The sequence below is a fragment of the Legionella sp. PC1000 genome, assembly GCF_014109805.1.
Lineage (GTDB): Bacteria > Pseudomonadota > Gammaproteobacteria > Legionellales > Legionellaceae > Legionella > Legionella resiliens.
The window spans coordinates 1,248,363-1,262,662 of the sequence record NZ_CP059400.1; the positions used below are offsets into that span (position 1 = coordinate 1,248,363).

Sequence of the window (14,300 nt, forward strand, 5' to 3'; positions counted from 1 at the left end):
ACCTTCCCCGGTTATGGATTTTGCAGCTGGGGACGAGTTTTTAATCAAAATAACAGCATTATTTTCGATTTGTATTCACAATTCGTAACCAAGTAAATTTTGTGGTAGTCTTATGACGTTTTTTCTTTAGGGAGTTTTTGGATGCGTAACTCACTTAAAATGCTGTTTTTGGGACTTTTATCTATATTTATCATAGCATGTGTTGCATCTCCAGGTAGTGAAAGCACAGGAGAGTTTTTGGATAGTTCGACTACCACTGCTAAGGTGAAAGCAACGTTAGTGAATCAATTAGGGCGTACAGGTTTAGCTATACAAGTTAAGACCTTTAAAGACGAAGTGCAACTCAGTGGTTTTGTTGCTTCCCCAAGATTGAAACAAAGAGCAGGGATTATAGCTGCGAGCGTGGATGGTGTGAGTAGAGTACGTAATGACATCATCGTTAAACCTTAACATTTTCCCAAGGATTACTCATGTTTAACCAAAGCTATACCATAGAAAATTTTGATGACGAATTATATCAAGCTATTGTTGATGAACAACGCCGGCAAGAAGAGCATGTAGAACTTATTGCATCGGAAAATTACGTAAGTCCGCGCGTTTTGCAGGCCCAAGGTTCCGTATTAACGAATAAATACGCTGAAGGATATCCAAGTAAGCGTTATTATGGTGGATGTGAGTATGTTGATGTTGCTGAAGAGTTAGCCATCGCCCGTGCAAAAAAACTTTTTGATGCGGATTACGTTAATGTTCAACCACATTCAGGTTCACAAGCCAATGCCGCAGTAATGATGGCTCTATTAGCTCCTGGTGATGTTATTTTAGGTATGGCATTACCTCATGGGGGGCATTTAACTCATGGTTCCAAAGTTAATTTTTCAGGTAAGCTTTATGAGGCAATACCTTATGGCGTTGATGCCCACACTGGTTTAATTGATTATGATGTTTTAGAGGGTTTGGCTCTGGAGCATAAGCCCAAATTGATTATCGCGGGATTTTCCGCTTATTCACGTACCCTTGATTGGCCCAGATTCAGAGCAATAGCAGATAAAGTAGGCGCCTATCTAATGGCAGATGTTGCTCATGTTGCTGGTTTGATTGCGGTAGGTCTTTATCCTTCCCCAGTTCCTTATGCAGATGTAGTGACAACTACTACGCATAAGACACTTCGAGGACCAAGAGGTGGGATGATTTTATGCCGTGCCAATGAAGAAATAGAGAAGAAATTAAACTCCTCTGTTTTCCCTGGTAGCCAGGGCGGCCCATTAATGCACGTAATTGCTGCCAAAGCTGTTTCTTTTGCTGAGGCTTTATTGCCTGAATTTAAAACCTATCAACAACAAGTATTATTGAATGCCAGAACCATGGCTTCAGTACTTATGGGACGTGGATACAAGATTGTCTCCGGCGGTACAGACAATCATTTATTATTGGTTGATTTAATTGATAAGAACATCACGGGTAAAGATGCGGATTCGGCTTTAGATAAAGCCAATATTACCGTGAATAAAAATACGGTTCCTAATGATCCTCGTTCTCCTTTTGTAACCAGTGGCTTACGTTTGGGCACCCCAGCAGTAACCACAAGAGGATTTAAAGAAAAAGAAATAACGCTTTTATCCAATTGGATAGCAGATATTCTTGATGATATTAACAATGAAACGACTATAGCAAAGGTTAAAGAGCAAGTGTTGCTTTTATGTCGTGAGTTTCCGGTTTATAGATAATTATGTTTTGTCCTTTTTGCCATGCAGAAGAAACTAAAGTAGTGGATTCACGCCTGGTCGCTGAAGGTGCTCAGGTACGTAGAAGGCGAGAATGTCTTGTATGTCATGAACGCTTCACTACTTTTGAAACCGCTGAATTAATCATGCCGTTAATCGTTAAACGTGATGGTAGGCGTGAGCCGTTTAATATCGATAATTTACGATCAGGTATGTTACGCGCTTTGGAAAAAAGACCGGTAAGTGTCGATGCACTGGAAGCATCAATTATTTCGATTACGCAAGAAATTCGCCGTAGAGGTGAGAGAGAGATTGATTCTCAGCTCATTGGTGAACTGGTCATGAAAGAATTATATGGTTTGGATCATGTTGCTTATGTACGGTTTGCATCTGTATATAAACGTTTTAAAGACGTCAGCGATTTTAGACAGACAATTGATCAGATGAATAAAGAATAGGTTCTCGTTACATTTCGCTAGCTTGAGCCAAATGACCTGATTTTCGGGCACGGAAGCAGGGCAAACACGAAGTATGTGCGCATCGGATCGCAGAAAAATAGGACAGGTTGGCCAAGAGGGTAGAAATTTAAATAAGTCCTGGTAGTGACTTTTTATCCCCTCTCTTAATGTAATGAGAGAAGGGTTTTATAGATGTTTAAGAAGAGTTCATGAGGTTAAGGTGGAAAAGCAGTCAATAAGCGGTAAAAGAAAAGCCCGAAAATTAGCACTTCAGGCTCTTTATCAATGGTTCATGTCCGGAAGCGAATTGCATGAAATTGAAGCACAATTTCGTGTTATTAATAATATGAATAAGGTGGATGTAGATTATTTTTGCCGTATTTTGCACGGTGTGCCTGCTCATGTTGAAACTTTGGAAGCAAGTATTACTCCTTTTCTTGATAGAGAGATCACAGGACTCAATCCAATAGAACTAACTGTACTGCGTATTGGTTCTTTTGAATTACTTTATTGTCCTGAAATTCCTTATAAAGTTGTTCTTGATGAGTCAATATCATTGACCAAAGAATTTGGTTCCCAGGATGGATATCGTTATGTTAATGGCGTATTAAATAGTTTGGCACGACAGGTGCGTTCAATTGAAATCAATCATGGATGAATTCTCACTTATTGAGCACTTTTTTAAACCACTTGATTGCAGACGAGATGATGTATTATTAGGTATTGGTGACGATGCGGCCTGTGTACACATCTCTCAAGGTATGAATCTACTGGTGAGCACAGATACTTTGGTTTCAGGGGTACACTTTCTCCCACAATGGAATGCTTATGACATTGCTTGCAAGTCAGTTATGGCTAATGTTAGTGATATGGCTGCTATGGCAGCAGATCCTTGTTGGATTACTCTTTCTTTAACCTTGCCTGAATTCAATCAACAGTGGCTTACTTTATTTGTGCAAGGATTAAAAGATTCACTTCGCCAATTTAATATGACTTTAATAGGTGGTGATACAACACGAGGCCCTTTATCAATAACGCTCACTGTTTTTGGTACTGCACCAAAAGACAAAGCGATACCACGTAGTGGAGCTAAACCTGGAGACATAATTGTGGTTTCAGGGGAGTTGGGGGCAGCAGCCTTAGCAATTAAATTTCTTGAAAATCAGAAGATATCTAAAGAAGATAACTCTGAATTAATGAATAAACTACTGCATCCCAAACCTCGAATTGATTTAGTTGATTTTTTACGGCGTTATGCAACTGCAGCTATAGATATTTCAGATGGACTTAGTGCAGACTTAAATCATATTTGTGTCGCAAGTAAAGTGGGTGCGTGTCTCAACGAAGAGGCAATTCCAGTACATCCCTTACTGGATAAGTATTGGTCTGATAAAGCAGTTGATTTGGCATTGACTGGTGGTGATGATTATGAGTTATGCTTTACAGTACCAGAGCATCGATTGGCTTCGTTGATGAATGAGTGCAAGGAAGTTCATTTACATTGTTATCCTGTTGGAGTAATTGAAGCGACACCCGGTTTAAGAGTGAAGGATGCGAACAATCATTGTCATGTGTTAAAACCAGCAGGTTACTCACATTTTTAGTGGGCTGAAGGCAAGAACTGTCACTTGATCATCTCTCTGCCTACGCCCCGCGGACAAGCCGTGGGGCGTAGAAATAGAGCTTGACTGGTTTTCGGGGATATTTAGAAAGGCAAGAACTAGGGTGGTCTATGGTACATTAACGTATTTGGATACAGCCTTTAAAATGAGCTAAGTATAGAGAAAAAGAAAATGAAACAAATAAATTTAACAAAAAGTGTTTTCCAAGATCCTATTTACTTCATCGCTTTTGGATTTGGTAGTGGTTTAATGTCTACTGCTCCAGGCACCTGGGGGACAGCGGCAGCAATACCTCTCTATTTGCTACTTATGGGAACTAATTGGGTAGTTTATCTTTTTATTACGCTAATCGCATTTGTATTGGGAGTTTGGGTTAGTGAGAAAGTTTCGCAGGATTTAGGGGTGCATGACTATAAAGGAATTGTTTGGGATGAGGTTGTAGGGTATTTATTAACTATGTTTTTGGCACCCAAAGGAGCAATCTGGATGCTCTGGGGATTCATTTTGTTTCGAATTTTTGATATTTGGAAACCACAACCCATAGGTTATATTGATCAAAAAGTACGCGGCGGGTTTGGGATTATGTTGGATGATGTATTCGCTGCTGTGCCTGCTTGGTTAATAATGCAACTTTTAGCATGGAGTTTTGCGTAAATGAATGAGAACCATAAAGAGCTCATTAGTATGGGTTTGACTGTTGGAATTGTAGTTCTTAGTTTATTCATTATTCATCGCTTTATTCCATCATTGATCTGGGCTTCCATAATTGTTATTGCTACCTTCCCTTTATATGAAAAATGGCGTTATTTTTTTGGGAATAAAGATAATTTATCTGCCTTACTCTTTACAACTTTAATCGGCTTATTGTTTCTACTTCCATTAAGCTGGTTATTGGGTTTGTTGATTAAGGAGTTACAGATATTTATTAATTTCTTGCAAGATATAAATCAACAAGGTGGTGCAGCCCCTAAATTTTTAAAAGACTTTCCATTTATGGGAAATGATTTGATTACCTATTGGGATAATTATATTGGTAAGCCAGGGATGATTAAAAGCTTGCTGTCTAATGTTCACTTATCGTTAACTCCAACGAGCTATTATGTAAAACAAATAGGCTCCAATTTAGCGCATCGAAGTGTTCAAGTAGGTTTTACCCTTTTGAGTTTGTTTTTCCTTTATCGCGATGGCGATCGATTAATATTGCAGATTTATCAAGTTGGGGAATCGTGTTTAGGGAAAAGATGGTTTCGTTATGCAGACAGACTCCCTAGGGCATTGAGAGCCACAGTAAATGGAACAATTGTTGTTGGGTTAGGTGTGGGGGTCCTAATGGGAATTTGTTATGGCCTGGTTGGTTTTCCCGCACCTACTCTTGTCGGATTTATTACAGCACTTGCAGCAATGATTCCCTTCGTTGTGCCTATAGTTTTTATTACGGTAGCGATTATTCTGTTTTCATTTGGTAGTATGATTGGCGCAATCGTTGTTCTGGTTTGGGGGACTTTAGTGATGTTTGTGGCAGATCATTTTGTCAAGCCTGCGTTAATTGGTGGTGCAATCGAGTTACCTTTTTTAGCAGTGTTATTTGGAATTCTTGGGGGAGTAGAAACTTTAGGTCTGCTTGGTTTGTTCGTAGGGCCTTTAGTTATGGTTTTATTTATGACTTTATGGCAAGAACCGCAAATACTGGCTTATTCAAGAATCCATCAACCGCCAGAAAAAAAATAAGCACCCAGCCCCAACTAGGGGGAACGGCTGTATTTGGTACCTCGTGCGAGAAAAACCGCGCGTCAATCCAACCGTCCTAGTATATATTTGAATAAATCCAAGTCAGATTTATTACTTATAATCGCAGTTATTAAAACGATAAACAACGCCAGCACTGCCCATTTGCGCCTGTAATGTCCGACCAAAACTACCAGAACTTGCTGTTGCCAAATAACGATAGGCAGCATTTAATGCCCAGTTTTCTGAAAAATTAAAAGTGAGCCCGGCAGTTCCTTGATAAGCAAATGCATGTTGATGGTCGTCAAAAAGAGTTATGCCAAAGGGGCCTGTACCTTCTAAAGAAGTTTGAATGTAAGCATATCCAATACCAACTCCTACGAAGGGAGAAATTGTGGGTAGGATAACGTCAGGAAAATCATAATAAAAATTGAACATGCCTATATTGGCATTAGTGTTTCCTGATACCCCGATTTGATCGATGAAATCAACCTGAAAGTTTTGGGTGTTGGCACGTAAGTAAGTGTATTCCAATTCATAGCGCATAGGATTGCTTTGATAGCCTAAACGTAATCCAGCATTAAAACCACTTTCGTAATCAACGTTATCAAACTGAAATCCCAAAATGTTTTTAGATACATTTCCATTTAAATGAGTATATCCGCCAAATGCGCCGGAATACCATCCATTGACTGGAGTTGCTGCTGCAGCGATACCACTTGCTAATAATGCGGCTGAAAAAAATGCAAATTTCATAACATCCCTTTGTTATTATTTTTTATCGAATCATGTTAACGTGTTACTTTAATTTTGCAAGTACTCGAAGCGCATATTTTAGAAAAGAGAGGCGCGTAGGTAATTTTTTATTATCAAAATTCAATCGACACATTTTTATGGCAGAATTTAAAACAGAGTCTATACTTCCAATTGGCATCATTTGTATAAAATATTTTATATAAGATGCTGCGATGATTATGCCCATCGAGATGCGGCTGTGACAAATACTTCGTGAATGCACAAGTTTTAAACCTGAAATAAGTCCAATTTTGCCTTTAAAAAATAAGTCTAAGTCTTCGGTTGAAGGAGTGATGTTTGGGGGAAGATAATTATTATAACCTCGCATGATGTAGAAAAATTAACATGACTATACGCATGCGATCAATTTAGCATAATAATTTTCTGCTTGTATGAAATTAATATTAATGTAAAGATAAATTTTGCATCATGAAAAGGAGTTTCAAAATGCCAAAAAAAAAACCATTAAAAATATCTAAAGAATTTGTTGAACAGGTAGTGGCTATAATTGCAAACGAGTCAGAGGAAGGACGCAAAAGAATAGTTGCCATTGCTCAAAGAGCAGAAAAAAAATACGAACAACCTGTGAAATCATGGATAACAGGTTGGGTTTATCAATACACTAGAACTCGTGGTGAAAAAATAGGCCACTCAATTAATGTGATGAAAGACTTCCCTGATGCTTATACTCGGTTGCAAGAATTAAAGCTCATGATAAGTGACGGTGAGTGGAATGTTAAAAGCTCCTATAATTATTTTCTCTTTCTTGAATTGATTGACGCAGTCCCGGATTACCAGCCTTTGGAAGATCATTTAATGCCTAGCTTCATCATGGATCTGAAGGACGAAGTATTGACAGAGATTAATAGCTTTATGGCTCAATATAAGGCTACATTAGAAGATAAGAAAATCCGAGATATTGAGCGTCAAGCAACTCAAGAAAGCGCACGCCAAGTAACTGAAAACGTGTTGGTTTTTAATAATTTAGCCGCTGCGAAACAATGTCAATCCACGCAACAAGGTAAAATTGCTTTTTCTGTAAGTTATAAAAATGATCAATGGCATATTTCTTGGGTCGATGTAACTGGTGATGTTTATCCGCTTACTCCAGGCGACGAGTTAGCTAAAAAGCTGGAGTCATTAGAAGAAAAAGATGTGGAAAAATTAAACAAAGTACATTTAAAACAGATTATACGAGAGTGTCTCAAAGCAAGAGAACAAGCAATAAAACAATATCTCGCTAAAGTTCAATTAGTTATCAATCCAGAAAACCCCAAAACGCATAGTGCTTTGACTAACGATGACCTCATTGCAAATAGGGTGACATCAACTTTTGTTTTACGACGTACAAAGAGTGAAACAAGTCTTTGCTGGATAAATAGTTTGGGAGTGCCGCATAACATTAATTTAACTGCTCATTCAAAGCTGAATTCCTGGTTAGCTGATCATAAAGGTCCCTTACTTGAAAGCGATGTGCAATTAAAAGCTTATTTACTGCAATTAAATACTGCTCACTCAATTGCTGCATCGAAACTGCATGAAATGAATAACAAGTTATCTCATGTGTTGCAAGCAAACAGTATGTTATCTCAAACGTTGCAAAGGAAAGACGAGCAGGGAAATCCGGTGGTTGATAAAACCCGGGAATCTAAAGGCAGAATAGACCTAAAACAATTTGCCTTGATCGAGCAACATATGAAAGCCCGTTTAGAAAAAGCAGCCACTGATAAACCTACTCTATCTAAACCGGAAGTCGTTGAAGAACCCATCCAAGATCTTCCTAAAAAGTTAGATAAAAGCAGGTATGCGGCGCTTTCACAATTACCTACATTCTGGCAACAACGCAAAGTTGCTGAAGAACAATCAGAAGTATGTGAAACTAAATCTTTAGGCCTTTGTTAATGTCTTATGTTCCGACGCAAAGCAATGCTGCATTTTAGTGATTTATTTTGAATCTTTTCCTTACGTCCCGTCCCCAAGGCTTCTGCGCGGGGTTGTGGGCAGGACGTAGGGCAAAAGATTGGACCTTAAACTAAAGGACAATACCGCAAAATTTAAAAACCATTGGTGATTGGGTAACGCCAATCTTTCCCAAAAGCGGTTGGGCTTATTTTAATTCCTGGTGCGGATTGGCGGCGTTTGTATTCGTTGCGTTTAATTAAGTGAATTACTTTAGTTACGGTTTCTGCGGCAAAGCCTTGCTGAATTATTTCTTCGGGAGTTAAATTCTTCTCCATATAGGCCACAATGATTGCATCTAATGTTGTATAGTCAGGCAAGCTGTCCTGGTCGGTCTGATCGGGTCTTAATTCAGCTGATGGAGCCCGGGTTAGAACGCGTTCTGGAATGATTTCAGAACGACTATTACGGTAGCGCGCAAGAGCATAAACTTGAGTTTTAAGTACGTCTTTTAATACGGCAAATCCACCGGCCATGTCTCCGTATAACGTAGCATAGCCTACGGCAGATTCACTTTTATTCGAAGTGGTAAGTACCATTTTGCCCGTTTTGTTAGATAATGCCATAATCAACACACCACGAATTCGTGCCTGAATATTTTCTTCAGTTGTATCGGGGCCTCGCCCTTTAAATACTGGTTCAAGAGTGGTCATTAGGACATTAAAAGCAGATTCAATCGATAGGGTGGAATGTGATACGTGCAATTTTTCTACTTGCGTTAAAGCATCTTCATTACTCATTTGCGCGGTGTAACGTGAAGGCATAAGCACCGCATGTACTCGATCTGCTCCTAAAGCATCCACTGCTACAGCTAACGTTAATGCTGAATCAATACCTCCTGAAAGTCCAATCAGAACTCCGGGGAAATGATTTTTATTCACATAATCTCGAGTACCACACATTAATGCTTCATAGATTAATGGCTCAAACTCAAGAAGGGGAGACAATGCACCTTCAACATGATTTGCTTGGATCGTTACGGTACGTAAATCCTCTTTAAATGCAGGGGAGCGCGCACAGACCCTGCCTTGTGAATCAATTGCTAACGATTGACCATCAAATAACAGTTCATCCTGACCCCCAATTTGATTTACATAGATTATGGATATGCCGCGTTTTGCGTATGATTTTAAGAGGTCCTCTCGTTTTTGATATTTACTGTAATCAAATGGAGATGCATTTAAAACAAGTAAGACAGAAACTCCTTTCTCAATTAAATCTTCTGCGGGACCTGGATACCATAAATCCTCACAAATAATCACGCCTATTTTGTATTGATTTACGTTCAAAATACATGGATTTTTTTCACCGGGGGTAAAATAACGTGCTTCATCAAAAATTTGATAGTTTGGTAAATATTGCTTGTGATATTCTGCAACTTTTTGTCCTTTATAAAAAATACTCACGCTATTGTACAGGCATTGTTCTTTTTGACTTGGGTGTCCTACAAGGACATAGCAATCGTTTGTTACGGATTGGATCTGTTTTAAATGTTCAGTAACTGCTTGTTGAAATTCCTTGCGAAAGAGCAAATCTTCAGGGGGATAACCTGTTAAAGCCAATTCTGGAAAGAGTATTACATTATGATCAGCTTGGTTGCTTTTTATAACCTCTATTATTTGATCCCTATTGGATGCCAAAGCACCTACTGTGGGATTGATTTGTGCCATAAGTACAGTAAGCTTGTTCTGCATGATATATACTCTAAAAGACTCCAAGGTGTGATAAACCAGGAACTGTTTCCATTTTCTACTATGTTGGCCAAATTGTCCTGATTTTACTGCGCTCCGATGATCTCAACACTTTATCTATAACCCTGTGTTTCGGTACGCGAAAATCAGGTCATTTTGTCTTAATCTAATGAATTGTTCAACAGCTCCTAAATATAAAAAACCATTAATTTAAAGATAAAAATGTTAATTAATTTAAAAATTGACTAAAATAGATCCTTTGTCCAGTAAAAAGCACGCCTATGTTAAATGAAGCACTCTCAAAAATGCCAGAGGTCTTTGATGCCAAAATATTATTGCGAGGCCAAGAATATTTTGAAAATGGACATGTGCTCAATATCCGTTTTAGTGACGGTCTATTAAAAGGTCGAGTTAAAGGAAGTTCGAGTCAAATTTATGATGTACATATGGATTTGAAACTCTGGCCAAAAAAACTCGCGCATTGCACTTGTAATTATCAATATAATTGCAAACATGCCGCTGCGTGTCTATTTGCCCTACGTGATAGAGAAAAAGTAAGCTCTCCTTCTTTTGCGGGTAATAAATTAGATAAAAAGCTTGATAGCTGGCTGAAAAATTTGCGTGCCCAAGAAGCTGCAATTGTAAAAGCGCCCGAAGTGACCCATCATTTAGTCTATCTCATAGAACTAAGGCTCGATGGCTATGAGCATCGAATCGCGATTAAGTTAGCTTTAGCCAAGCTATTAAAGCGTGGTGGTTATGGAAAAATGATCCCGTTTAATAGTCTCGCTGATTCTAAAAAACAGCATTTTATTGGCGACGATAATGATTTGGTAGCACTCCTTCTGTTTAAATGCGGTATTTCAGGTTGGTTTGATACATTAACCATTCGCAATAGTGAATTATTAGAACGAATCATCGCAACTGGACGCGCTTTTTTTATACAAAACCAGGACGAGCCAATTCATTTGGGAGAAGCTATTCAAGGGACTTGTGAATGGGTGTTATCTCATAATGGTAATCAAAATTTATTGTTAATGCATGAAGGGAAGGTACTTGAACCTTTGCTGTTGGATGAAAGTTGGTATTTTAATCGTTCCGAAGAAGAAATGGGACGTTTAATTACTTCATATCCAATAAAACAATTGAGTTATTTGTTGAAAGCGCCTCCAATTCCAATAGAACAGGCAGAATTACTAGCAAACAAAATGGCTAAAACATGTCCTGAATTTCCCGTGCCGCAGATTTTTGTAAAGCGAGAGGTTCGACAAGTTACGCCAGTACCTGTACTTATTCTAGATGCCATTAATGAATTGGATAATGAATCTTCCTGGCTTTATGACACTGAAGAAGAACTGCATGCTTTATTTACGGTGCGTATTCTTTTTGATTATGCAGGTTTAATGATTGCAGGTTCTGAAGAATGTAACACCGTCGTATGTCAGCAGGAAGAACTTTTAATTGAATACCCACGCCATAAGAATTTTGAGCAATCAAAATGGGATGAGCTGCAGGAAATACTTCCGTTAAGAACACCCACAGCCTGGGAAAATGATCAATGGAAAAAAGTAAAACAGGCTGATTTTGTTTTGCGGAATATAAATATTTTGGCAGATTTGGAATTTGTTTGCAGTCAATTGATACCCGAGTTAAAGAGCCGCGGTTGGCGGGTCGAATGCATTAGTCCAATGTATCACGAAGTGATTCGCGCTGATGATGTAGAGTGGTATTCAGACCTGCATGAAAATGCAACCGATTTTTTCTCATATCAATTGGGAATTTTGGTTGAGGGTAAACCAGTCAGTATAGTACCTTTGGTAGCAGATTTAATTCATCGTTACAGTGGTAATGATTTGGATAATCTTCCTGACACACAATTAGTCAAGCTGCCTTTACATGACGGACGTGCTTTGCAGTTAGAAATGGGGCGAATTAAACCTTTGGTTCGTCTTTTATTTCAATTTGGCGTACGCCATATAGATGAAAATCAACATTTACAAATTAACAAATATCAACTTATTTTAATGCGTGAAGCTGAATTAGCTATTGCGGCAACCAGAACACGTTGGCAAGGCGCTGAAACTTTAAGAGATCAAATAAGACAATTGTCTCAATTAACCCATATTCCTGAAATACCACCACCCGCTGGCTTGCATGCTCAACTAAGGGATTATCAACGCTATGGTTTAAACTGGTTGCAATTTTTGCGAACAAGCCATTTCAGTGGCATTCTAGCTGACGATATGGGATTGGGTAAAACAATACAAACCTTGGCTCATTTGCAATATGAAAAAGAACAAGGTCGTATTAATGCAGCAACCTTAATTGTTGCGCCAACTAGTCTTGTGGGGAACTGGGAGGCTGAAGCCAAACGATTTACTCCATCATTAAAGGTTTTGGTTTATCATGGTTCCGAGCGTCATCAGGATAATTTTAATGACTATGATATCGTGGTTTCTACTTATGGACTAATTCATCGAGATAAGGAGAAATTTGTCACTTATTCTTTTTATTATCTGATTTTGGATGAAGCACAATTTATTAAAAATGCACGTACGAAAACGACGCAAATTATTCAGCAATTACAGGCTACCCATCGCTTATGTCTGACAGGAACGCCTTTGGAAAATCACTTAGGCGAGTTATGGTCTTTGTTCCATTTTCTGATGCCTGGTCTATTAGGTGATGCAAAGCAATTTAGGCTCTGGTTCCGCACGCCTATTGAGAAATATGCCGATTTGAATCGACGAGAGGTGCTGACGAAGAGAGTACAGCCTTTTATATTGAGAAGAACAAAAAATCAGGTGGCTCGTGAATTACCTCTTAAAACAGAAATGACACGTACCATAGAAATTATTGGCCCGCAGCGCGATCTATATGAAGCAATCCGTATGAGTATGGAGAAAAAAGTTCGTGATGCGATTGCAAAACAGGGCCTGGGTAAAAGCCATATCCTTTTGTTGGATGCACTACTGAAATTACGGCAGGTTTGTTGTGATCCAAGATTATTGTCTTTGCCTGAAGCAACGATTGCGCATGGTACTTCTGCAAAACTAGAGGCATTAATGGATTTGTTGGATAACTTGGTAGGCGAGGGAAGACGGGTCCTGGTTTTCTCACAATTTACTTCCATGTTGCAATTAATCGAAGAAGAATTGCATGCCAGAAGTTATGATTATTTAAAGTTAACGGGTCAAACCGTACATCGGCAAGCAATGGTAGAAAAATTCCAGGAAGGAAAAATTCCAATTTTTCTTATCAGTTTAAAAGCTGGCGGTACTGGACTTAATTTAACGCGCGCCGACACGGTAATTCATTATGATCCCTGGTGGAATCCTGCAGTAGAAGACCAAGCTACAGATCGAACCCATCGAATAGGTCAGGAAAATCCCGTGTTTGTCTATAAGCTAATTACTTCGGGTACAGTAGAAGAAGCTATTTTAGGAATGCAAGACAAAAAGAGACTATTAGTTGAAGGCGTTTTATCTGCTGAGCCGGCCAAAGCAATGGCTTTAAGTGAAGAAGATGTGGAGCAGTTTTTTACGCCACTAGATTAGGGTCTGCTTACATTTCTACTATCTTGGCCAAACTGCCCTGATTTTCTGCGTTCCGATACTCACATACTCATGTATGCTGCGCTTCGGTACTCGAAAGGCTATTTTGACTCAAACTAGCGAAATGTAAACAGACCTTGGGGTTGCAGCGGGTTATCCCATTTATAAAAAATTACTTCTTAAGGCTAGCATAGTTTTCAATCATAGCATAAGCTATTAAATGATTGTAAACATGGAGAAAATTATGAACTTATGGAAGCTAGCTTGTGGTTTTTTTGTTGCTGTGTTTTATTTACCTGCAGCACTTGCCGCATCGCCAGTAGGTACCTGGGTCACAACTGATGATAAAACGGGTAAGAAAAGAGCTGTTGTCACCATTAGTGAATCTGGAGGTACTTTAAGTGCGGTTATTAATAAGGTATTTCCGCAACCTGGTGATACTGGTATTTGCCAGAATTGTCCTGGGATGTTTAAAGGAAAGAAGGTTGAAGGATTGACTTTTATGTGGGGATTGAAGAAGGAAGGAGATAACGAGTGGGGTGGTGGCTCTATTTTAGATCCTAAGTCAGGGAAAATCTATCGCGCCAAAATCACTGCCCAAGGAAATAAACTTTTAGTCAGAGGATATCTGGGTATTTCTTTATTAGGACGTACCCAAGTTTGGAGAAAACAATAGCCTATCAGTATAATTCATCCCGAACAGCTTTGTTCGGGATGACATCCATGTAAAAGAACATTACAATATACCTCGTTCCAAATTTCTCATTACATCACG

General features: G+C 38.9%; 12 protein-coding genes. 10 read left to right on the forward strand and 2 right to left on the reverse strand.

Annotated features, from left to right (window positions below):
* The first annotated feature begins 141 nt into the window (after window positions 1-141).
* The 7 genes from FOLKNPGA_RS05430 to FOLKNPGA_RS05460 all read left to right on the forward strand — a co-directional run bounded on the left by FOLKNPGA_RS05430 (window position 142) and on the right by FOLKNPGA_RS05460 (window position 5,529).
* Window positions 142-450 carry a BON domain-containing protein gene (locus tag FOLKNPGA_RS05430; RefSeq protein WP_182352033.1) on the forward strand — a complete coding sequence of 103 codons (309 nt, stop codon included), beginning with the start codon at window positions 142-144 and terminating at the stop codon, window positions 448-450.
* A gap of 20 nt (window positions 451-470) precedes the next feature.
* Complete coding sequence (gene glyA / locus FOLKNPGA_RS05435) at window positions 471-1,724, forward strand: serine hydroxymethyltransferase (RefSeq protein ID WP_182352034.1); 1,254 nt, start codon at window positions 471-473, stop codon at window positions 1,722-1,724.
* A gap of 2 nt (window positions 1,725-1,726) precedes the next feature.
* Window positions 1,727-2,179, forward strand: a complete 453-nt coding sequence (gene nrdR / locus FOLKNPGA_RS05440; RefSeq protein WP_182352035.1) for a transcriptional regulator NrdR — start codon at window positions 1,727-1,729, stop codon at window positions 2,177-2,179.
* A gap of 220 nt (window positions 2,180-2,399) precedes the next feature.
* A complete protein-coding gene (gene nusB, locus FOLKNPGA_RS05445; protein ID WP_182352036.1) occupies window positions 2,400-2,837 on the forward strand; it encodes a transcription antitermination factor NusB in 438 nt (145 codons plus the stop codon).
* Window positions 2,830-3,783 (forward strand): thiamine-phosphate kinase, encoded by a 954-nt coding sequence (gene thiL / locus FOLKNPGA_RS05450; RefSeq protein ID WP_182352037.1) that lies wholly within the window; start codon window positions 2,830-2,832, stop codon window positions 3,781-3,783. Before nusB ends, thiL begins: the two co-directional genes overlap by 8 nt.
* Window positions 3,784-3,972: 189 nt before the next feature.
* Window positions 3,973-4,455, forward strand: a complete 483-nt coding sequence (locus FOLKNPGA_RS05455) for a phosphatidylglycerophosphatase A (protein ID WP_182352038.1) — start codon at window positions 3,973-3,975, stop codon at window positions 4,453-4,455.
* Window positions 4,456-5,529 carry an AI-2E family transporter gene (locus tag FOLKNPGA_RS05460; RefSeq protein WP_182352039.1) on the forward strand — a complete coding sequence of 358 codons (1,074 nt, stop codon included), beginning with the start codon at window positions 4,456-4,458 and terminating at the stop codon, window positions 5,527-5,529.
* A 111-nt stretch (window positions 5,530-5,640) separates the two neighbouring features.
* Here the strand turns inward: FOLKNPGA_RS05460 and FOLKNPGA_RS05465 are convergent, their stop codons facing one another.
* Window positions 5,641-6,282: an outer membrane protein gene (locus FOLKNPGA_RS05465; RefSeq protein WP_182352040.1), complete on the reverse strand. Its 642-nt coding sequence runs from the start codon at window positions 6,280-6,282 to the stop codon at window positions 5,641-5,643.
* A gap of 486 nt (window positions 6,283-6,768) precedes the next feature.
* Here FOLKNPGA_RS05465 and FOLKNPGA_RS05470 point away from each other — a divergent pair, with 486 nt between their 5' ends.
* On the forward strand, window positions 6,769-8,223 hold the full coding sequence (locus FOLKNPGA_RS05470; RefSeq protein WP_182352041.1) for a hypothetical protein: 1,455 nt from the start codon (window positions 6,769-6,771) through the stop codon (window positions 8,221-8,223).
* 152 nt (window positions 8,224-8,375) lie between these two features.
* Here FOLKNPGA_RS05470 and FOLKNPGA_RS05475 read toward each other — a convergent pair whose 3' ends face one another.
* A complete protein-coding gene (locus tag FOLKNPGA_RS05475; protein ID WP_182352042.1) occupies window positions 8,376-9,974 on the reverse strand; it encodes an NAD+ synthase in 1,599 nt (532 codons plus the stop codon).
* Window positions 9,975-10,252: 278 nt separating this feature from the next.
* Between FOLKNPGA_RS05475 and FOLKNPGA_RS05480 the strand changes: the two genes are divergently transcribed.
* Together FOLKNPGA_RS05480 and FOLKNPGA_RS05485 are read left to right on the forward strand one after the other, a co-directional pair.
* A complete protein-coding gene (locus tag FOLKNPGA_RS05480; protein WP_182352043.1) occupies window positions 10,253-13,528 on the forward strand; it encodes a DEAD/DEAH box helicase in 3,276 nt (1,091 codons plus the stop codon).
* 241 nt (window positions 13,529-13,769) lie between these two features.
* Window positions 13,770-14,201, forward strand: coding sequence for a DUF2147 domain-containing protein (locus FOLKNPGA_RS05485; protein ID WP_182352044.1), 432 nt, complete (start codon window positions 13,770-13,772; stop codon window positions 14,199-14,201).
* The last annotated feature ends 99 nt before the right edge of the window (window positions 14,202-14,300 follow it).